General features: G+C 41.1%; 24 protein-coding genes. 9 read left to right on the top strand and 15 right to left on the bottom strand.

All coding sequences use genetic code 11. The features are described from left to right. Positions 1–2: 2 nt before the first annotated feature. The 5 genes from A0125_RS02095 to A0125_RS02080 all read right to left on the bottom strand — a co-directional run bounded on the left by A0125_RS02095 (position 3) and on the right by A0125_RS02080 (position 7332). Positions 3–2990, bottom strand: a complete 2988-nt coding sequence (locus tag A0125_RS02095; protein WP_066751442.1) for a SusC/RagA family TonB-linked outer membrane protein — start codon at positions 2988–2990, stop codon at positions 3–5. Between the two features lie 333 nt (positions 2991–3323). Then, a complete protein-coding gene (locus A0125_RS02090; RefSeq protein WP_066751440.1) occupies positions 3324–4442 on the bottom strand; it encodes an ROK family protein in 1119 nt (372 codons plus the stop codon). Next, complete coding sequence (locus A0125_RS15735; protein ID WP_197464730.1) at positions 4429–4947, bottom strand: MFS transporter; 519 nt, start codon at positions 4945–4947, stop codon at positions 4429–4431. Before A0125_RS15735 ends, A0125_RS02090 begins: the two co-directional genes overlap by 14 nt. A 14-nt stretch (positions 4948–4961) precedes the next feature. Continuing rightward, on the bottom strand, positions 4962–5582 hold the full coding sequence (locus A0125_RS15730; protein WP_197464729.1) for an MFS transporter: 621 nt from the start codon (positions 5580–5582) through the stop codon (positions 4962–4964). A gap of 25 nt (positions 5583–5607) precedes the next feature. Then, entirely contained in the window at positions 5608–7332 is a 1725-nt protein-coding gene (locus tag A0125_RS02080) for a class I mannose-6-phosphate isomerase (protein WP_066751437.1), read from the bottom strand. 126 nt (positions 7333–7458) lie between these two features. On the opposite strand from A0125_RS02080, the gene A0125_RS02075 reads away from it, so the two are divergent. Together A0125_RS02075 and A0125_RS02070 are read left to right on the top strand one after the other, a co-directional pair. After that, a complete protein-coding gene (locus tag A0125_RS02075; protein WP_066751435.1) occupies positions 7459–8193 on the top strand; it encodes a GntR family transcriptional regulator in 735 nt (244 codons plus the stop codon). Positions 8194–8284: 91 nt separating this feature from the next. Further along, positions 8285–9154: a penicillin-binding transpeptidase domain-containing protein gene (locus A0125_RS02070; protein ID WP_082784850.1), complete on the top strand. Its 870-nt coding sequence runs from the start codon at positions 8285–8287 to the stop codon at positions 9152–9154. A 33-nt stretch (positions 9155–9187) separates the two neighbouring features. On the opposite strand, the gene A0125_RS02065 is transcribed toward A0125_RS02070, so the two are convergent. The 4 genes from A0125_RS02065 to A0125_RS02050 form a co-directional block, all read right to left on the bottom strand. After that, the gene (locus A0125_RS02065) at positions 9188–9538 is read right to left on the bottom strand and encodes a hypothetical protein (protein ID WP_156472381.1); all 351 of its coding nucleotides are present in this window, start codon (positions 9536–9538) and stop codon (positions 9188–9190) included. A gap of 134 nt (positions 9539–9672) precedes the next feature. Further along, positions 9673–10053: a DUF1634 domain-containing protein gene (locus A0125_RS02060; protein WP_066751429.1), complete on the bottom strand. Its 381-nt coding sequence runs from the start codon at positions 10051–10053 to the stop codon at positions 9673–9675. Beyond that, positions 10053–10889 carry a sulfite exporter TauE/SafE family protein gene (locus tag A0125_RS02055; RefSeq protein ID WP_066751424.1) on the bottom strand — a complete coding sequence of 279 codons (837 nt, stop codon included), beginning with the start codon at positions 10887–10889 and terminating at the stop codon, positions 10053–10055. Before A0125_RS02055 ends, A0125_RS02060 begins: the two co-directional genes overlap by 1 nt. 319 nt (positions 10890–11208) lie before the next feature. Next, the gene (locus A0125_RS02050; protein ID WP_066751421.1) at positions 11209–11454 is read right to left on the bottom strand and encodes a DUF3253 domain-containing protein; all 246 of its coding nucleotides are present in this window, start codon (positions 11452–11454) and stop codon (positions 11209–11211) included. 121 nt (positions 11455–11575) lie between these two features. Between A0125_RS02050 and A0125_RS02045 the strand changes: the two genes are divergently transcribed. Together A0125_RS02045 and A0125_RS02040 are read left to right on the top strand one after the other, a co-directional pair. After that, on the top strand, positions 11576–12688 hold the full coding sequence (locus A0125_RS02045; RefSeq protein WP_082784849.1) for a Gfo/Idh/MocA family protein: 1113 nt from the start codon (positions 11576–11578) through the stop codon (positions 12686–12688). A 211-nt stretch (positions 12689–12899) separates the two neighbouring features. After that, entirely contained in the window at positions 12900–14174 is a 1275-nt protein-coding gene (locus tag A0125_RS02040; RefSeq protein WP_066751418.1) for a glutaminase, read from the top strand. Between the two features lie 69 nt (positions 14175–14243). Here the strand turns inward: A0125_RS02040 and A0125_RS02035 are convergent, their stop codons facing one another. Next, complete coding sequence (locus A0125_RS02035; protein WP_197464728.1) at positions 14244–14858, bottom strand: DUF2490 domain-containing protein; 615 nt, start codon at positions 14856–14858, stop codon at positions 14244–14246. A 286-nt stretch (positions 14859–15144) separates the two neighbouring features. On the opposite strand from A0125_RS02035, the gene A0125_RS02030 reads away from it, so the two are divergent. From A0125_RS02030 to A0125_RS02015, 4 genes are all read left to right on the top strand, one after another. Beyond that, on the top strand, positions 15145–15423 hold the full coding sequence (locus A0125_RS02030; protein WP_066751416.1) for a hypothetical protein: 279 nt from the start codon (positions 15145–15147) through the stop codon (positions 15421–15423). Between the two features lie 167 nt (positions 15424–15590). After that, positions 15591–15821 carry a hypothetical protein gene (locus A0125_RS02025; RefSeq protein ID WP_066751414.1) on the top strand — a complete coding sequence of 77 codons (231 nt, stop codon included), beginning with the start codon at positions 15591–15593 and terminating at the stop codon, positions 15819–15821. A gap of 211 nt (positions 15822–16032) precedes the next feature. Continuing rightward, on the top strand, positions 16033–16743 hold the full coding sequence (locus A0125_RS02020) for a DUF421 domain-containing protein (RefSeq protein WP_066751411.1): 711 nt from the start codon (positions 16033–16035) through the stop codon (positions 16741–16743). A gap of 188 nt (positions 16744–16931) precedes the next feature. Further along, a complete protein-coding gene (locus tag A0125_RS02015) occupies positions 16932–17531 on the top strand; it encodes a hypothetical protein (protein ID WP_066751409.1) in 600 nt (199 codons plus the stop codon). 145 nt (positions 17532–17676) lie between these two features. Here the strand turns inward: A0125_RS02015 and A0125_RS02010 are convergent, their stop codons facing one another. The 5 genes from A0125_RS02010 to pdxH are packed head-to-tail and all read right to left on the bottom strand — an operon-like array spanning position 17677 to position 21209. Beyond that, a complete protein-coding gene (locus tag A0125_RS02010) occupies positions 17677–17973 on the bottom strand; it encodes a YgaP family membrane protein (protein ID WP_066751406.1) in 297 nt (98 codons plus the stop codon). 57 nt (positions 17974–18030) lie between these two features. Further along, entirely contained in the window at positions 18031–18828 is a 798-nt protein-coding gene (gene ispE, locus A0125_RS02005) for a 4-(cytidine 5'-diphospho)-2-C-methyl-D-erythritol kinase (RefSeq protein WP_066751403.1), read from the bottom strand. Between the two features lie 25 nt (positions 18829–18853). Next, on the bottom strand, positions 18854–20044 hold the full coding sequence (locus A0125_RS02000; RefSeq protein ID WP_066751401.1) for an NADH-quinone oxidoreductase subunit D: 1191 nt from the start codon (positions 20042–20044) through the stop codon (positions 18854–18856). A 2-nt stretch (positions 20045–20046) separates the two neighbouring features. Further along, on the bottom strand, positions 20047–20550 hold the full coding sequence (locus A0125_RS01995) for an NADH-quinone oxidoreductase subunit C (RefSeq protein ID WP_066751398.1): 504 nt from the start codon (positions 20548–20550) through the stop codon (positions 20047–20049). 5 nt (positions 20551–20555) lie between these two features. Next, positions 20556–21209, bottom strand: coding sequence for a pyridoxamine 5'-phosphate oxidase (gene pdxH, locus A0125_RS01990; RefSeq protein WP_066751395.1), 654 nt, complete (start codon positions 21207–21209; stop codon positions 20556–20558). 134 nt (positions 21210–21343) lie between these two features. On the opposite strand from pdxH, the gene A0125_RS01985 reads away from it, so the two are divergent. Beyond that, complete coding sequence (locus tag A0125_RS01985) at positions 21344–21910, top strand: YqgE/AlgH family protein (RefSeq protein WP_066751392.1); 567 nt, start codon at positions 21344–21346, stop codon at positions 21908–21910. Positions 21911–21913: the final 3 nt, after the last annotated feature.

Here is a 21913-nt window from a genome sequence, read left to right as displayed (position 1 = left end):
AATTAAAAAATAAGATTTAGGCCAACTGCGAAGGTTCTGTTTACCGGATATATTCGTCCGCTACCATCCGACGCTTCGGGATCCCATCCGCCTTTCATATTTGATATGGTCAACGCATTTTGAATACTCGTATAGATTCGAAGACGGCTTAGCGAAATCCGATTGGTCCACGCTTGTGGAAAGGTATAACCGAGCTGTACATTTTTTAAACGCAAATACGCGGCATTATCTATCCAAAAGTTTGATTTTGCTGCATTATTTACCGATTCAGCACCAATGGTAAGGCGCGGATAAATTGCATCAGGATTGGTGCTCGTCCATCTGTCAATATGAAAATCAAATATGGGTCCTTCGTTATTGTTATGAAAGGCTTCTACCGATTCACCTCTCATCCATACATTTCTTTGCCCCACTCCTTGCCAAAACATAGAGAAATCTAAACCCTTCCATCCGGCAGCATAGTTGAAGCCATACAAAAAGCGTGGAAACCTATTGCCGAGTACGTATCTATCATCATCTTCTCTGATAACGCCATCACCATTCTTGTCTAGATAGCGGATGTCACCAGGTTTAGGAATAATACCGTTGAGATGTGGCCCGCGTGCTACCTCGTCTTCCGACTGAAAATACCCATCAGCACGAAATGCATAGTATGAGTCTATAGGATAACCTTCACGCACGATCGTATTGACATCAAAGCCGTTGATCCACTCAGTACCTTTTAAGTCTATTACTTTATTTTTACTATCAGATATGTTTCCAGATATACTGTGATTGACTGCGCCAGTATTGAATAGATAACGGGCTGCAAGCTCCCAACCTTTGTTTTGCACTCTTCCTGCATTTTGAATTGGTGTACCACCGCCGAATAAACCAGGCACAGGGATACCAATTAGGATATCGTAAGTATCATTAACATAGTATTCTCCTGATAAGGTCAGCGCATTGTTAAAGAAACCGAGATCTGCACCCACGTTGAACATACGGGTTGTCTCCCAACGCAAATCTGGATTCACGGCATCAAAAGAAGCAACAGGATAGATAGTGTTTCCAAAATTGTAGCCTTGGGAAACATTTACCGTAGCTTGATATTGGTAATCTGCAATTCGATTATTTCCAACAAGTCCCCATGATGATCTTAATTTTGCCGAATTCATGACATCTTTTAGGCTTTCTGGATAAAAGCTTTCTTCGGAGACACGCCAGCCAGCGGACATAGAAGGAAACCAAGCTGACCGATTTCCTTTGCGGAATTTGGAGGAAACATCATCCCGAAGATTAAACTCAAACAAATACCGATCATCGTAACTGTAATTGGCACGCAAAAATGCGGAATAAATTGACCATTCATTTTGCCATTCCTGATTGCCGGTGTTGGATGTTTGTGCTCCACCCATGATATCATATTTGGATTCTTCTACGATTCGAAACGTTTCAAATCGATTATCGGTACTTCCCTCGTACGAATATCCAACCATAGAATTGAGCGTATGATCACCCCAGTTTTTATCATATGACAGGATAAGGTTTGTAGTAATGTTTTGTATGCGCTGGCTGCTGTTGGTCATTCTATTTTCTAGATCGCCCGATCCGGGAATCGCTCTGCGATTTTCTTTAAGACGATTTTCGTAAAGTTGCGTACCCACCATGCCCTGTATTTTTAAACCATCTGCTATTTTAAATTCCGCATTCAGTATACCAGACAGATCTCCATTTGAGCTTGTGCGTAAACCACCTTGTTCTAATCGTGCTAATGCATTCGAATTACTACCGCCTGGATAATTATAATCTCCATTTTCATTCTTAATAGGATAGATTGATGGCATTCGTACAGCTTGCTCGATGATCCATTCTGTCCAGTAGGCATGGTCATTCAATGTATTTCTGGCGTACGCAGCGAGTAAGCCAACTTTGAATCTTTCAGAAACTTGCGTTTCCAGATTTGTCCGAAAATTGATCCGATCCAGTCCATAATTAGGTCCTTGCAACATACTTTCTTGATCTGTGTAAGCAGCAGATATGAGGTAAGTTGTCTTATCGCCACCACCAGATAAAGACAAATTGTGCATCTGTTGAGGTGCTCGCTCTCGATAAATTTCTTTCATCCAATTGCTACCGCTGGGGTTATTACGAAAGTCCCTAATCTGATCTGCGGAAAACTGTGTCGGCCGACCTGAATTGAAAAGCGCTTCGTTTCGCAATTCAGCATAGATCCAAGGTTCAACGATCTTAGGAAGAAATGTGGGCGTCTGCATGCCCAAAATATAATCGTAAGATAGTCGGGAAGTATTCTTATTACCCCTTTTTGTCGTAATTAGGATGACACCGTTAGACGCACGGGAGCCATAGATAGCGGCTGATGCTGCATCTTTTAAGACCGAAATGTTTTCAATATCATTCATATTCACGTTCTGAATATCTCCAATAATACCATCGATAATAACCATGGGATCATTATTATTCAGTGTGTTGATACCGCGAATATTAATAGCTGGACGACTTCCAGGTTGAGAAGTGCTCTGTTGGATCGTCAATCCTGGTGTGGTTCCCTGCAAAGCTTCTACCACGTTGATGACAGGCCTACCTTCTAATTCTTTTACATCGACGGATGAGATTGCTCCCGTCACATTTGACTTGCGTTGTGTTCCATACCCAACTACCACAATTTCATCAATGTCTTCACTAGAAGAAGAAAGCACAATTTGTACATTGCTTCTTCCATTTATAGCCACGTCTTGTGGCGCATATCCTATATAAGAGATCGTCAGCGTCGCATTCGCGGAAGTCACGTTCAGCACAAAACGACCTTCTCCGTCAGAACGTGTCGCATTACTGCTACCTTTTTCAATAATCGAAGCTCCCGACACAGGTGCATCGTCTTCATTTACAATGGTCCCTTCAATAGAAAAAGTTTGATTCTGCGCAAGTGCTGAAAAAGTGCTTATTCCCAACACCGCACACAATAAATATCTAATAAAGGAAATTTTCATTAGGCCAGAATTACTGGAGCAGTGCTTCCGACGTTTAAAAATTGGTAGTCTAGTTTTCATAGCATCATAATTTAATTTTGATTGATATACCCACTATGATCCGGCTGTGCGGATGATATAGGCATGAGTAATTCATAAAAAAGCGCTGTTCAAGCTGTATTTTTATGAAAGTTTGTTTCTAGCGGCTTATAAATAATATATGGTTAGTACTACTGGTAGAGAAGTCAGTATTGTATAGGTAAAATTGTTAATTGCCTGAGGATTTTTATAAAATCCTATGCTAGGTGGTTATTTTTTCATAGTATCATCATTTAATATGGATGGACAAATAATCTAATTTCCTAATGAATGTAGCGCGTACGCATACGCACCCAATGAAACTGCTTTGCTAGTACCTAGCAAAGTTTTCATAATAAAAGTCTTTTTGATAGGGTTATAATCGACCGTGCGATTAGTATTCGGCACGCTTATTTTAATCGGCTTTTGTGCAAGAGAATCATTAAACTGTCGGTCGTTGTCAGCATCTATAAGCTGCATTGGAAGACGATCAAATTTTGCACCTGAAAAAGTACCCAGTTTGGAATGCATCTCCTGAAGCAAAGCAGGCATAATATATTTTGATGCGCCCATGATACCACCTCCTAGTACCACGATGCCGTCTGCAAACATGAGTTGATGTGCAATCACATCACCAGCTACTTCGCCAAATCGTGCAAAACTTGCTTGAGCTGCTTGCTGGTTTCCAGCCATCCCACCTTCAGCAATACAAAAAATATCACTAGGCGTAAGCGTGTCATCGGCTTTACCCACAAATTCATGATACACCCGCAAAATCGCACGAATACTCACACTCTCCTCGGCAATCAAATCTGGAAACAACTTATTGCGATACAACCAAACATCGCCTCCACAATCATTATCTCCAGTAAGCAAGTGATTATTAATGACCACGCCAGATCCAAATCCAGTGCCGAATGTAATGCCAATAAGGTTGCGGTACTCTTGGCTATGACCCAATGATTGCAATCGACGATTCAAGTTAGGTAGTGCTCCTGAAAGCGCCTCGCCATAAGCAAACAGATTACCATCATTATTAATAAATACAGGAATCTGAAAGTGTTCTTCTAGAAAACATCCTAAAGGAACACCGCCTCGAAAGGACGGAAAATTGGGTAAATCGTGTATTATACCATTTTTGTAATCTGCAGGACCCGGAAATGCAAAACTGATAGCAGATGGAGCTTTGGGGAGTTGCTTCCAGATATAGGTAAATCCGTCAACCATATTTTTAAGACATTGCGTAAGATCATCTGCTCGAGTGGGAAGACAATAAGGCATTACGATCTCCTGATTAGACCGTATAGCCGAGAAAACCATATTAGTACCACCAGCATCTAAAGTCAATACAATTCGCTGATCATGATCGTACCTGTACGCTCTATTCGAACTCATAAGATATTCTACTAATGATCAACATACTCACCAATATAACCGACAGACCAGCCGTAAAACTAGTTGCATCGGTGATCAAACCTTGTAATGGTAATACTAAAGCACCTCCCGAAACGCCCATTATCATCAATGCAGAGATGGCGTTAGCGTGCTTCATATCATGCTGTAATGCCAGCGAAAATATAATCGAGAAAATATTCGCGCAAGCCAGCCCTACGATGCCAATACATAAAAGTAGCATCCATAAGGATGTGCTAAACATTAAGCCCACAAATGCTATAATGGCTAGCACGATCGTTGTGCGAAAAAACTTTAAAGCCGACCACTTCACCAGCAGTATAGCACCCATCAAGGTTCCGATAGTGCGCATAGCAAAATAAAGACTTGTGCCCAGTGTAGCCTCGTCTAATGTCATGGCTACGCGCTGCATTAATAACTGAGGAATACTGGTATTCAATCCTACATCAATGCCGACCACTAAAATGATTACGATTATACATTGCACAAGATATTTATCTTTCAATAAAGCCAATACATTTGAAAACGAAGAGGTTTGGACATCGCTTTCCACGATTTCTTCAGATTGCATAGTGTATAAAACAACCATCGATAGCATGGCGCTATGCCATAAAAAAGAAATATAAATCTCCAGTTATCAAGAAAACTTGCCGCATATCCCACGAGGATTGGTCCTAAAAACGAAGAGACCGCTTTTACAAATTGCCCCATCGTCAAAATACTGGTAAGCCGCTCTTTTTTCACGACAGATGCTGCCAGCGGATTTAGCGCTACTTGTAAAATTGTGTTGCCTATTCCTAATAAGGCAAATGCAATTAAAACTCCGAGATAACTATATGCGATATATGGAATAACCATAGCAATAACGGTAACTACAAGAGATAGTCCTACCGTCTTCTGACGTCCGATCTTGCTCATTAGCAAACCAGTCGGAACAGCGCAAATAGCAAACCATACAAATACCATCATTGGGATGAAGCTGGCCATGGTATCTGATAGCACAAAATCTTTCTTAACGTAATTGGTAGCGACACCGACTACATCGACAAATCCCATGATGAAAAAATTGACAAAAATGGGTAGAAGAACAAAGAATGAATTATTTTTTTGATGATATTGCATAGCGCGACAACTTAAAATCAATAGTTTAGACCCTAACTGATGCTTTTATAGTGACACATTGCTTGCCTTCAGATATGCCATGCGGACGAATCGTGTAGCATCCCAAAGAAGCTGGAATGATGAATGTCTCCGCGTAGTGGATAATCATCGATTCAAACGCATTGCTAGGACTTTCAATAATGATTTCGTCACCATCCACCAAGTTCAAAACATGCACACTATCTTCCGCATAATGTGTTACTGTAGTTGAGAAAATGTGTCTCCGCGTTTCAATAAATTCGCTTTTGTGTAAGCCTGTACGCTCTTCTATCCAACCATCTCCGCTAGCTAGCACTTCCACAGTATTGACCAATTGTGATTTGGTATATTCAGTGTCACAGTTCCAATTCATAACCTGCTCACCACGTTGTACATTGATAGGTCGTGGTTTATTATCTAACCCTAGCCTATTCCAATCCCATAGTTTGAATGTAAATAAGTTAGGTGTTGAGCTTATTTCTAGTACCACAGTATTTGTACCTGAGCAATGAATTGTACCTGCGGGAATCAGGAAATGATCGTGCTTCTTGGTCGGAATTTTATTAACATACTTATCGGCATCGAAAACAAAATCGCTATGTTGAGCTTGGTTTAATTCAGCGATCATACGATGCCGATCTACATCGGGCTTCAATCCAAGATATACGTGCGCATCTTCCTTTGCTTCCATGATGTAATAGCTCTCATCCTGCGTGTAATGCAATCCAAAATGATCGCGCGCATATTGCGTAGTAGGATGTACTTGCAAACTCAGATTGCCACCAGCTACCGTGTCCAGAAAATCGAACCGTATAGGAAAATCTTTTCCAAACCGAGCTTCTACAGGAGCGCCAAGTACTTGCTTGCTGCGAGTGTTGATCAAATTAACCGCTGGCATTTCGAACACCACGTCATCTACTTCGAGTAGCAAACTATTCTCTTCGGGTACACAGTCAAATCCCCAGCCATAGTTAATTTTGGATTGTTCAAGATCAAATTCCTTCTTCATCCATTGGCCGCCCCACGGCGCTGGATCAAAAAATGGCACAACACGAAAAGGTGAGCTAGCCGCTTTATCCATGCCTCGCCAAAAGGTCGACTTATCAATCATCTTTGGATGATTTGCTACTACCGTATCCAACCAAAAGTCAACCTCTTGATAAAGCGTTCGTTTGTGCTTATCCAACACTCGCCAATCATTAAACAAACCGCGTTTGTATTGCAACGAGAAAGCTTCTTTGCAATTATCAACTCCCAATCCATTAACCATCTGTTTGCGCATACGCAACTGCAATTCCCATCGCGGCATATCTGCATAGATCAATACATCAGGCTGCGTAACCAACTGCGCACCAGGCCCGATGATAATGATCGTTCCATCACATTCGCGCAATTTAGTACGCGCTGCCTCTAGCTTTGCAACATCGAAGTATTCTATTAGAGAAATATTTGAATTGTACCCAAATAAGATATCCTCCGTCATAAAACGATCGGTCAATGCGATAGATGCACTTTCAGAAATGAATAAATCTTTGGTGGCAATTATTAAGGAAGCATTTAGCGGCGAAATGTTTCTACGAATTTCTTCATCCGATAGCCCAATGTAGCAATCCAACGCTAGGATAGATTGTGAGTGAACTATCTGTTGTAGTTGATCAATAATGGCATCCCACCCTTGGATTATGAAACCGCTCAATGAAACAGCAGGTTTCTTCTTGTACGTACTTGACATGTTTATATTGGTATAATTGTTCAACCATATGATTAGTATGTATAAACATATGATGTTTCAAATATATAATCATTTGATGAAAAACAAGAGGAATGATATTATTTTTTTTAATTTTATCAACAGATCATGAAACTACAAATAGACCACAAAAGCTCAATACCGTTCCATAAACAGGCTGAAGAGCTGCTTAGAAAGCTAATAAATGAACCGCAATATCAAGATGGACAGCACTTGCCTAAAGAAGTTGATTTGTCTGAACAATTGAAAATATCGCGTAACACACTCCGGCAAGCAATAAATACATTGGTCACAGAAGGTTTGTTGGTGCGCAAAAAAGGTGTGGGCACGCGAGTACAAAAGAAAAAGATATTTAGCGGCGTCGGGAATTGGTTAAGCTTTTCGGAAGAAATGCGAATTCTAGGGATCGAGATACAAAATTTTGAATTACAAATCTATCGAAATGAAGTATCGGCAGAGGTCGCCACATTTTTCGGGATTGATGTATCGACCAAAGTGATGCGGCTAGAAAGATTAAGAGGCAAAAAAGACAATCCCTTTGTGTATTTTATTTCCGAGTTTAATCCAGCAATTCCTATCTCAGCGTCAGAAAACTTTAACCGTCCGCTTTATGAGATATTGGAGGCAGACTACGGTGTAGTAGCCTATAACTCTAAAGAAGAGATAAGTGCAGCTGCTGCCGATCAGTTTATTGCTTCGAAATTAGAAATTAAGGTTGGCCAACCCATATTAATCCGAAAACGTTATGTGTACGATATTAATAACGTACCGATTGAATACAACGTAGGATGCTACCGAGCAGATTCATTCACGTATACGATTGAGAGCAAGAGAAACTTTTAATTGAATGCGCTGAATAACGATTGTACGTATCAACCTAACAAAAACAGATGGCTTTCAAAAAGCAGATGTGTTCTATACATAGAAAAAACTTATGATAATTACCTTGATCAGTAAAGCATGTTCAATCATAATTGAAAATCGACACAGTTCCAAATCTAATCTGATCTTTATAACAAGCCTCTGGTTTTTTGTGCTAACCGGATCAGCCACTGGACAAAGCCAATACCAACATTTATTTGACACGTACGCGGTATCGGGCAGCACAACGATATATGTTTATAACAATAAAACATGGCTATTCACAGACAGCGTGGATGCGCATACGGAAACATTGCCGGCTTCTACATTTAAAATAATGAATGCGCTGATAGCACTGGAGGAAAAAGCTGTAAAGGACGAACATGAAGTTTTAAAATGGGATCGGATCAGGAAAAAACATTTTGATACGGAAATTGATAGTTGGAATAAAGACACAGATCTTAAAACAGCTTATAAGAATTCGACGATTTGGTTTTTTGTCAGGCTGGCGGAAAAAATTGGACGAACCAACTATCAACAATATTTGGAAAAATGCGATTATGGCAATGCAAATCTATCCGAAAAGGGCACTGATTTTTGGAATTACGGCGATTTTGGTATCACCCCCAAAAATCAAGTGGAATTTCTGGTTCATTTACATGAAAATAAGGTTCCATTTTCGTCAGAAACTAGTAGTACCGTAAAGGAAATTATGATTTCTGAAAAAACCGATGCTTACATTCTCCGAGAAAAAACGGGATGGACTAGGAAAGCTGATCAAGATATTGGCTGGTGGGTCGGATACATTGAAACGCCTGAGCAGCTCCTATTCTTCGCAACAAGAATAAAAAAAGATGTCAAACAAAATAATCCTAATTTCTCAAAAGCCAGAAAAGAGATTACAAAATCAATTTTGAGCGATATGTCTATTTTTATAGACTAAATGAGATTGGTGGTCGTATCAATATGTGTATCACTAGTTGTCTGATCTTACGAAGGTTTCTTCATATTGATCTTGCGCCAATATCAGCGTACCTGCATAGAATTGTATTGTGTAAATTTCGCCTTCGTAGGTCAGTTTGTCTCCCTTTAATGAAAAGTTTCCTTTACGAAATTCAATTGAAACTGCATTTTTGGTATTATAATGAGTGGATAGCTGCGGACCTTCAGAAGTTGTTACCCAACTGCGAGAGTGAACGTATCTCCATTTTCCAATCAGCTTAGCTTCTACTCTACTACTTGAATCATGTGATCCCACGGCGTCACGACGGAACAATAACCTTGCTATTGACCTCCTAAGGCGAGCTATAAGATTTCGAACTTTCATGACTATAATTTATTCTAAACTACGTGTATTACACCTTACTGTAAGCAGAGGCAATGATAATTAATTAGTAAAACGAATGTATGCTATTCATCGAAAAAAAACGATCAAAATTTAATAAATATTTCAGTTAGATTTTAGTGTGCATAACCAAAATAAACACTGCAACAAATGATGATCAGCACGATAAGCGTGATTAGTACGTACATCAGATCTTTCTCCAGTATAAAACTAATAAGTGACAGAATTAGACGAACGAAGGGCGTCAAAAAAAGTAAAATAATTGCCAGATATATAATGGAGGCTCCATCCATTTCAGATATACCAACTGCTATCTCCCTGAGCACCTCAAAGATACTTCTATCATTTTCCACAAAATCCCGATAATCTACTGTGGCATCAGCATGCGTAGATAAAAATATCAAACCTCCTACAATACCGACAGATAGGACAATCCACACGCCATATTTCAGCAGGTTACCAACCGCATTCTGCATAATTGTTTCGTTCATCTTCATTACATTTTGCCTTTAAATCCACTATAAATCATATTCAACGCTAAGAAAACGATGATAAAAGCAAAGAAAACACGTAGTTTTTTAGGATCTGTAACCATCAGTATTCGTGAGCCGATCATCGCACCAATAAGTACGCCAATAAGCACTGGCAAACAGATGGCCGGCACGATATAGCCCTTTTGCATATAAATTACCGAACTGGCTAATGCCGTCACTCCCATCATAAAGTTACTTGTGGTAGTCGATACTTTGAAAGGGATACGCATAATGCCATCCATCGCAATCACTTTAAAAGCGCCAGATCCAATTCCCAAAATTCCGGAAAGTAAGCCCGCTAACCCCATCATGCTAAAACCGCCTACGACATTTCTAGTACCATACGCGATGCTGCCTTGCGCATGATCTGGATACGTACCTTCTAGTTGCAATGTTTTGGCCAATGGACTGGAGTGTGTGTCGATCACTTCCTGCTTTTTTCTGAGAGAATTGCCAGCAGAAAATAACAAGGCTAAGCCAAACAAAATTGAAATATACGAGGTAGGAGCATAAGCCGACAGTATAGCTCCAGCGACAGCACCTGCGGTCGTTGCGATTTCCAAAAACATCCCTAAGCGAATATTGGCTACACCGGATTTAACATAGGCCGCTGCAGATCCGGAGGACGTCGCGATTACTGATACCAAAGCCGCGCCAATGGCGTAATGAATATCTACATCCAACACCAGCGTCAACAAAGGAATCAATACTATTCCTCCACCAAGACCAGAAAGAGAACCGATTGTGCCAGCAATAATAGCGCCCAAGAGCAACAATAGGGTAAATACAAGCAATGTCATGCGTAATTTTTGATAACTAAAAGATCTTCCGATCGGCGACTATGATCTTCTATGAAGATAATCAATCCGCTTATCGGAATGAATGTGTAACAATAAGTAGGATCCGGGAGCTTTAACTAAATAGCTATAGCTTTACAGGAAACAAAGATACCTGCAAAAAATTAAGGCTGTATATCGCAGTGATTAGAATTTGATTAGAAATATAGTTCATGTCAGGCAATTTCTATTGGCACATCACCATTTTTGTGATAGAAAAATCGAATGCAGTGTGCTACTAGCAGAGATACGCCTGAAAATACAACATAATCAATCCAAGCCGCTAAACACAGGTAATCCGAATAGGACCTTTGATCTTCTCTACATCGATCGCTATACCGCTTTGCGTAATCACAACCTTACCTTGCTGGTGTAATGCAATGGCTACATCAACGACATCGGTCATATGCTCAAGCCAGTCTGTTGGAAAAAGTAAACGTGCAATCTCCGACGGACAAACGCTTTTGTCCGCACCGCGCTCAGCGACACAGGACAAGATGGCTTCCTTTATCGTCACATTTTTAGACATAACAAACTAACAGCGCTATTAATAATAGGTTTCGCTTTTCATCAGAAAAAGACAGAAAATAGATGCATTAAATCACCATATTCATTCAATAAAGGTTAAATTGCCTACAAACCTCACGAATATGAAGCAAACATATCTTTACACTCTCATCATATTTACCTTCGGCATCTTTATTTTATTTCCTGCCGGAATGAATGCTATGGCGCAGAAAAAATTGAATGTAGTCGTAGCTGGTCTAAGCCACGACCACGTGTACTTGATCATGAACAGTTACGAAAAACGGCAAGTCAATATAGTAGGAATTGCAGAGAGTAATCCTGATCTGATCCGACGGTTCAAAGAGCGCTATGACCTACCAGACGATTTATTCCATACAGATTTATCCACGCTTCTCAAAAAAACAAAACCAGATGTGGTGCTAGCTTATAACCCCATAAATGAACACCTGAGCGTGGTAGAAGCAGCAGCTCCTTTGGGGATATCGGTAATGGTCGAAAAACCTTTAGCAACGACAGTCGCGCAGGCAGAGCGAATAGTTCAATTAGCACACAAACATCAAATTCATGTGTTGACGAATTACGAAACCACTTGGTACGCCAGTAATCAGGAAGCGTACAACAAAATCAGGACGCAGCAGCAAATCGGAAAAATACGAAAAATGGTGGTACACGACGGTCATCAAGGTCCTAAAGAGATAAGAGTGAGCAATGAATTTCTGAGCTGGCTTACAGACCCCGTACAAAACGGTGGCGGCGCACTCGTTGATTTTGGCTGTTACGGTGCAAATCTGATGACTTGGCTGATGGATGGACAAGCGCCCATTGCCGTCACGGCTATCACGCGGCAGCTCAAAAAAGATATATATCCAAAGGTGGATGACGATGCCACTATTATTCTTGAATATCCCGACGCTACGGGTATCATAGAAGCATCGTGGAATTGGCCATTTTCTATTAAAGACATGGAGGTATTTGGCGAGACAGGTTATATACAAGCTGTCGATCCACAGACTTTGAGGACAAAAGCGCAGGAAGATACCAGCTATCAGCAAGTGATAGCAACTCCATTGCCTAAAAACCTCAGCAACCATTTGCATTATCTATCGGCAGTTCTTAACGATGAGATCGAACCCGCAAATGACCTATCCAGTCTAAAAAATAACCTATTGGTAGTGAAGATCCTGGAAGCAGCAAAAACTTCTGCTAAGACAGGCCAGCGCATCGTGATCGAATAATGATTGCCACCCGCTTTTATACAAAAGTGTTGCAGCAATAGAATACTTTGCACAACGATATTGGCTATCGCTTAAAGATACAAAACATAGTTTGAATTTTAGGATCGGATATTGTAGTACAACAATCCGTACCGACCATATAAGGAAGATCGATATCTTTAAATTGGCTCGTGTACGACAAACAAACCATCCATAAGCAAAATACTATACAATGAATACACCTGTTCCTGATTACCTAGCCGACCTATTGCGCAATTGCAAAGCTGCTCATGGAGGCGAACTCGCAGATTATATTCCAGAACTAGCTTCTGCAGATCCGACTAAGCTAGCTGTAGCACTAACTACCCTAGATGGTGTGATCTATAGCGCCGGCGACGACGAGCACGAGTTCAGTATTCAATCCATCTCTAAGGCATTCACGTATGCTTATGTAATCGAGGAGCTTGGCCTGCAGAGGGTGATGCGTAAAGTTGGAGTAGAACCATCTGGAGAAGCATTTAATGAAATCTCATTGGATAAGACGGATGAGCAACAAATAAAACCAAAGAACCCGATGATCAACTCGGGTGCCATTACGGTGCATTCTTTAATACCAAAGGCCGAAAAATCTTGCCGAGCTGAGACGGTGCGTCTATTCTTCAGCAAGTTGGCCGGACGCGAACTAGCGTTCGACCAAGAGATTTTTCATTCGGAAAAAGAGACGGCATTTCGCAATTTGTCGATCGGCTATTCTTTACGCAACTTTAATATTCTGGAAAGTGATCCAGTAGAGATCGTAGAAAGCTACGTCAAACAATGCGCTATCAATGTAACGGTAAAAGATCTGGTGAATATGATGAGCGTCTTGGTCAACGATGGAATTCTTCCTCGTACTGGTGAACGCATTCTGAGCCATAAAACCGTAAGGCAAGTATTGACCGTAATGACCACCTGCGGCATGTACAATGCAGCGGGCGATTGGCTCGCCAATGTTGGCATTCCTGCAAAAAGCGGCGTATCTGGAGGTATTATTGGTGTGCTACCTGGGCAAGTCGGTCTGGCAGTATTTTCCCCAAAATTAGATCGCTACGGCAATAGCGTGCGCGGCATAGATATCATGCAGCAGATGTCGCGCGATATGGGATTGCACTTACTGGAAGGAGTACCATCTTCCCGCGTCATTATCAACGATCATGATGTGAAGCAGATCAAACCCGAAGTGATCGTGTACAAATTGCAAGGCGTACTACAGTTTACAGAAGCCGAACGCCTTTTGCGAAAGTTGCAAGATGAAAAGCAGTGCAATCATACCATCGTATTTGATTTAAGCCATATCTCGTTGGTCAATGATGTTGGTCGCCGTATGCTACTGGATGGTATTGATCGATTGCGTGCCGACGGGCATGATGTCGCACTGATCGATCCCGAACACATCATCCCAGATGCCAAAACAGATCGAGACTTCGAACCCAAGATTTATGAAGATCTAGAACAAATACCTGATTAGCAGCCGATTGAAATTATCACTATACTAATCCAACAGCTATATACAGGGTCGTGGCTACAATGCATGATTTTACCACTCCGTTTTTAATCGGAGCTGGAAAATGATGGTCTGATTTCGCTGTTTAAACACATCGTGCTGGATTTCGTAATACGATCCTAATTCAACTTCGCTGCTCTTCCAGAGCGGTAAGCCAAGTCCAGCATACAATCTATTTTGCTCGAAAACCTTTCCTCCAGCTAGGCTTCGGCCATAAAGATTGGCAAATACCTCATTCTCTAAGAAAAAATAATGGAAAGGCAGGTATTTACGATTTATTGATTGCTTCCAGCTCAAAGAATAGCGTGATCTCACGGAGGACGACGGTAATAGCATTGCATCAAAAAAACGTTGCTCCAACCGTACTCTTTGTCTTATTTCTGATGATTGAGGCAAATCTATCTGGTGCTGCACCTGCCCAAAGAACCGATGCTCTGTGTAATAATTATTTGGCGAGGCCACATCATCATCCCAAGAACCAAGATATGCGTATCCTACTCCGGTAGTGACTGACTGCGACAACTTATAATCTAGCCAACCTCGCAGAAGGACGTTGGATAGTTCTGAGAATTGATGCGACGTACGTAGATGAATATCGCTCTGGAAAGTCCAGTGCTTTGTGAGCGAAATCGTATTGTCAAAATACAACCATGCTTTATACGACGGATTTTGATCTTGGGCATGGCAGGATCTAATTTGTAGCCAAAAGAGTAATATAAATGAAGCAACGTAATATTTTAGAAGGCATATTGAACTGGTGGAAAACATTAATTATATGGAATATACGTAGATGATTGAGTGTGTATTTAGCAAACGTTACTCCGTATGATATGTTTTCAATCATTTCTAATTTTAAAAGTGATGGATAGCCAATCGTACTGTGGCTTATTACTTTTGACCGAGATATTGTATCTTTCCATAAATGTCTAGACCTATGCCCTATCTCTTAATCGCTATTACGATAGTAGTATTCGTACCACTTATCCTGCTTTGTTACAAACATCACAAACCTACTATTCCATATTATATTCTGGGTTTTATTAACATGGGCATAGCACTACACGTGCTTACAACTGTCGATAAAGCAAATGCATCGCCAGATCCGCAGGCTGGAATGGGACTTGGTCTATATATTATGGTAGCATTGGCAGCTTTCGTGCTACTGACCTTGGCAGGAATTGGGTTATTTGCCTATCAAATGAAATCGAGATAAAGCCTGCTTCGTTTTTATCATTTAAACAGAATAAATAACGCTTCAATTCCGTATTTCTTCACTTTATCCCGAATGATATACCCGTTTTGTATTTAGAACGAACGATCTGTTCAACAAGCTGTTGTATAGCTATAAACATTGAAAACATTCACTTAAATTGAGACATTATGGCTTTTGAAACAGGAAATGAAGGACAGGTAACGAAGCAAATCGAACAGGTAACATCCAAAGTACCATCCACTACGTTTTTAATTGCAGCAGTCGCTGCGATGGGTGTGTCGCTAACGCTAAAATGCTTATGCAAAGACAAAAACGCACTATTTGTAGGACAATGGGCTGCACCATTCTTACTACTTGGTGTGTATAATAAAATTGTTAAGACCGAAGGACACGATTAATATATGCCCGCGGATAGCTTTCCGCCAAATCATGTATTGCAATTTATGCCTCCTTTATGGAGGCATATTTTTTGATACGATAGCGCTTAGTATGATCATCTACTAGCGAAACGTCGTGATTCTATTATGCACTACCGCAAGTGATCCATAAAAGTGCTCAAAACTATATTACATTTTCGAAGGTTATAACAGAAACATATCGTCTCAATCCATGTTTCATCAACTTAATTTTATAGAAACCGAAAGTTTTCTTCGAAACGTATTTCTTCACGATCTTGATTTTAGCTACGCTGTAGAAATCATATTTCGTACAACCATTATGTTTACGATTATTCTGACTTTCCTGCGATTGACAGGAAAGAAAGGAATACGACAGCTCAGTATCTTTGAAGTAGCCATTATCATTGCCCTGGGTTCGGCAGCTGGCGATCCCATGATCGTGCAAGATATGGCAATCATACCATCGCTCATTGCATTTATCTCAACGTTAATCTTATACAGAAGTATTACTTACTTTGCCGCCAAGTATAGCAAGGTAGAATCCTTAATTGAGGGTCAGCCTATCTATGTTATTGAAGACGGCAAATTTAGCCTCCATGCAAAAGAAGCTCAAACACTCGGAAAAGATGAATTTTTTGCTGAAATGCGAGAATCGAACGTTACACATGTCGGACAAGTAAAAACAGCCATCTTAGAAACCAACGGAAAGCTGAGCATCTTCTATTTCGAAAGCGATAAGATCAAATATGGTCTTCCTATTTTGCCAAACGAGTATAATAAAAGATCCAATAAAATTATCGTACCCGATCAATATGCGTGTACCACATGTGGCGAAACTATGTATTTAAGCACCGCCACTACGTGCCCCAGATGCAAGGGTGAGGAATGGGTAGCAGCTTCAAATGATCCTCGAGTCACTTAGCACTCTTTTTATCAATCATTCACGGCAGGTCGTCAACGTGCAAAAAAGACCGCCGACCTGCATAAATACCCGCCGACTAGATTTCCCCTAAGTAACAATAAGACAATATACTTGAATCGCAGTTTTCTTAAACATCGATCAATACTAGCTGTCTTAATAAGTATACACACTGGTCAAAATCACATCCTATGAAAACGAAGATACCAGAACATAAAAAGGGCAAGAAAGTAGATTGCCATTCTACCGCTACATTTCCAGATGCGGAAAGTGCGAAAAACTTTTATTCAATAGCACGTAGGCGATTATTACAAATCAATGATTGGAATAAAGTTGCTGTACTGCCTTCGGCCGTATTTGAGCTATCAGACCACAATGGTAAGATACGGCAGCAGAGTGCAGAAGAGGGGAATCTGGTCAAAATTGACATTCCAGGACCGGGATTGCCCAGCAGCGATGGCTATGATTGGGTTCGAATAGAGCAAATCGTAGAAGAGTCTTCTGAAGAACAGCAGCAAATCACGCTTACTCTACGCCCTACCACCGACCCCACAAAACAGGATCAGGAAATCGCACATTTTCTTAAAAACATTGCGACTTCAACGATCGTGCTTCAACAGAAAGGTACTGAAGTAACGGCGCAGTATGCCGGCCGAAATGAGCTAATAAATGACGAGAACAATGGAATAGCTGATACCATAAGAAATACCTTGATTGGCTTAGGTGTAATGCTAGGCGGCTCCTATCCGCAATGGAAGGCATTGGTTGCCGGAATTGTTAAGCAAGACTAAACCATCACTGGCCGTACTCGGCCCGAAGAAAGATCATCCTTTCGCCAAAAGGAGTTCTTCTAAAAGAAAGCGTGTAAAAAAGTCCTATCTACATCAACATAGATAGGACGTCTTAAAAGGGTTATTATTATTGTTGTACTCCGTATTATTTCACAAAATAACGGTGCTCAATCACCGTAGTATCTGGCTTTTCTGTTTCTGAATTAAGCGCACCTTTTACTTTGCATTTACCGGTGACACCGCGATAAATCAGCGATCCACCTAATGCAATTCCCGAAAACGAAGTCAATGGGCTTCTGAAAAGATTTTTTACTCCTACACCAAAAATAAACCCGCCAGCGATTACAGATAAAACGCGCTCAGAGCCACCTACAGTCGCGCCAGTACAATCTGCATCCAATTTATCTTTTAATGTTTCCAATGTTTTATTTAAAATACTCATAGCTTTTCTTTTTAACTCAATAGATAAACAGAAATAGCAGTAAAAAGTTTGTTTTTTTTAAACTGAAAACATCATTCCATGAGATTGAAATTCTGTTGCATTCGGCACCGTTTTAAACAGCCCGTACACTGCAGAGCCAGAGCCAGACATGGAGGCGTAAACTGCGCCCGACTCATACATCGCCGCCTTGAGGGCTTGGATCTGCGGATATCGACGAAATAAACCATCCTCAAAATCATTTTTGATAAGGTATTTCCATTCTTGTACTGGCATTTGAATAGCGGCACGCAGATCGACCTGAGCGGTACGTATGGATACATTTTGATAAGCTTCGGCCGTAGAAATATGTATAGAGGGTTTCACCACCACAATTTTATAATCAGCAAGATCCAACGTCACATCTTCGAAAGTAGTACCAATACCTGTAGCATACACCGGCGAATTACGAATGAAAAAGGGACAATCAGCACCCAACTTACTTGCATAAGTTTCCAATCGTTGCTGCGACAGATCTAATTGATAAACAGTATTGAGCATAGTGAGTACGCGACTTGCATCAGCAGATCCACCACCCAAACCCGCTCCCACAGGAATGCCCTTTAGCAAATGAATCTGCACCTTCGGAAGATCGTAATCAGCAGCAAGCAATCGGTAGGCTTTTGTACACAGATTGTCTTCTCCCACCGGAAAATCATAATTATAGACTTGCATGGATAGCTCGTCAGCAGGTAGTATCTCGATCCCATCGTACAGCTTAATGGGATAGAAAATGGATTCCAGATCGTGATAGCCATCCGGTCGCTTACCCGTAATGTGTAGTCCAATATTTATTTTTGCATTTGCAAATTGTAGCATAATAACTAGGCAAATTAATGGATAATTAGCGATCTACCTCGCCCAACACAATATCGATCGAACCCAAAATGGCGATCAAGTCGGCAATAAGCACATCTTTGCCTAAGGCCGGTAACACCGAAAGGTTATTAAAACTCGGACCCCGCGCCTTCAAACGCCGTGGGATATCACTACGCTCTTGGGTTACGAAATAGAAACCAAGCTCGCCCTTGGGGTTTTCAGCTCTTACATAATAATCCTGCGCCTTCAAATTAACTTTCTTAGGCAAGAGTGCGCGAGGGTCAAAATCTGGCATACGTTTAAAATCCATCATCAATCTGTCCAGACATTGTTCGATAATGCGTACGGATTCGCGCACTTCATCCACACGTACTTTATATCGATCCCAGCAATCACCTTTTTGTCCCATTTTGCCTTCGCCAACTGGAATATCAAATTCCAATTCAGGGTATACAGAATAACCATCGACTCTTCGTAAATCCCATTTAATGCCCGAACCACGTAACATAGGTCCACTACAGCCATAATTAATGGCTACATCTGCTGGTAATATGCCTATATTAGCCGTTCGTGCGATGAAGATCTGATTGTTTGTCAGAATTTCATCTAACTCTTGCAATTTAGGCTTGAAATAATCTACAAATTCGCGACAGCGCTCTTCAAAACCTACGGGCAAATCATAGAAAAGACCGCCAATCCAAATATAGTTATATAACATACGCGAACCGGACGCCCATTCTAACATACCCATAATATGCTCACGATCGCGGAAACACCACATAAAAGGTGTAAAAGCGCCAATATCTATTCCGTACGTACCAATAGCAATTAGATGAGAAGCAATTCGATTAAGTTCGCAGACTAGTACGCGGATGTATTCGACACGTTTTGGTATAGATTGATCCAGGCCGAGCATGCGCTCCACTCCCATTACAAATGCATGGCTATTATTCATCGAGGACAAATAATCCAGACGGTCTGTAAAAGGAATAGTTTTGCCAAAACTCATGGATTCAGCGTGCTTGTCAAAACAGCGGTGCAAGTAGCCCAAATGTGGAATGACCTCTTTAACAATTTCGCCATCAGTAATTAACTCCAGACGTAGGACACCGTGGGTAGACGGATGCTGCGGTCCCATGTTAATGACCATCTCCTGCGACGCGATGGAATCTATCTTCTCTTGATAGCGAGCTAAAGCTTCGTTGTATCGACTCATGATTATTCTTTAACCGGTATATCGTGGTAAGTTGCTGGATCTTCGTAATCTTTACGGAGTGGAAATCCTTCCCAGTCGTCAGGCATCAAAATGCGTCGAAGATCAGGATGATCCGTAAAAAATATGCCCATCAAGTCATAGGCTTCACGTTCATGCCATTCTGCTGTACGCCATATCGAACATACAGAAGGCAATTCGGGAAGTTCAGTAGAAGATCGATCGTTTTCGCAGCGTACTTTTAATGTGATTTGCGTTTGATGAGGAATGGATGCCAATTGGTAAACTACCTCAAAATAAGGTTCTGGAAAGTAATCTACCGCGGCGATGTCTGATAGAAAATCCACATAAAATGCAGGATCATCTCTTAGAAAACGGCATACCGCTACAAGATAATCAGGATGAATATACAACGCTGGCTGCAAGCCTGCTAATTGTATATCTTGCACAGCATCGGTATGGATTTGTTCTAAAAGTACAGTACGTAAATGTGCAATTTGTTCGCTCATAACTATTACGGTGCTAATCGTTGTTTTCTCCAAGCTTGACGATCGGATGTATAAACAATACGATCATGCAAGCGACTCGCTCTTCCCTGCCAAAATTCCATCTCCGTCGGACGCACCAAATAACCGCCCCAATGCAGCGGTCGAGGTATTGCGGTATCGTCCACATATTTTGCTTCAATCTGCGCCACACGTTCTTCCAAAAATGATCGATTAGGAATCTTCGCACTCTGCGGTGAGGCAATTGCACCTATTTGACTGCCTCGCGGTCTGGATTGAAAATAGTGATCAGATTCTTGGGCTGCTAACTTTTCTACACGACCTACAATGCGAACTTGCCGTTGTAGTTCCGGCCAGAAGAAAAGTAGCGATACGTATGGATGGTTTCCCATATCTCGGCCTTTGGCACTATCATAATTCGTAAAAAAACTGAATCCTTCAGGCTTTATATCTTTTAGCAATACAACGCGCGATTTGGGCATCTGTTGTTCATCAACCGTACTTAGTACCATAGCCGTAGGCTCCAATACTTCGGCACGCAATGCCTCATCTAGCCAAGTTGCAAATTGTTGAATAGGATCATCCAGTACATCTTTATCATCCAATGATCCTTTAATATAGTCTTCTCTAAGATCTGCTAACTCTTGTCGTATAATAGCCATCAAAACTTGTGTTGATATGCACAAACTTAATCAAAAGCGCCTTGTTTTACCCATGTCGATGTTAAATTTATTGTCAAAAACTAGGGATTACTAGACACAATCGATAAATTTGGTGTTAGAAAGGAGGATCACTTATGTTTAGCGAGTACCAGCCCAAGCAAGGCAGCTTATTAGTTTCAGAGCCTTTCATGGTCGACCAGAACTTCGAGCGTTCTGTCGTATTATTGTGTGAGCACGATGCAGAGGATGGCAGTGTGGGTTTGATTTTAAATCATCGCTCCTTTATGATGCTATCAGATATTGTAGCAGGTGTCGAGAACCTGACGTTTCCGGTGTATCTAGGTGGCCCGATGGAACAAAACACAATGTATTTTGTTCATGAGGCGTACGATCGGCTACAAAGTGGTACACCTGTCATAGACAACTTATATTGGGGAGGCGACTTTGAACGGCTTATAGATTTGATCAATCGCAATGAAATCTCGCAGGACGAAGTGAAATTATTTCTAGGCTATTCGGGATGGAGTCCCGATCAGCTAGAAAGTGAGATTCAACAAAATTGCTGGGCCGTGCACAATACATATAGCACAGACCTGGCCTTTATACTAGATGGTGAAGATCTTTGGAAACATACCTTAGTTAGCTTAGGACCGAAATACGCACACGTGGCCAATTTCCCTAAGAGACCAGAATACAATTAATTG

It is taken from the genome of Sphingobacterium populi, from assembly GCF_001586775.1.
Classification (GTDB): Bacteria; Bacteroidota; Bacteroidia; order Sphingobacteriales; family Sphingobacteriaceae; genus Sphingobacterium; species Sphingobacterium populi.
Note: the sequence above shows the minus strand (reverse complement) of the source record. Positions and strands in the feature narration are given on the sequence as shown.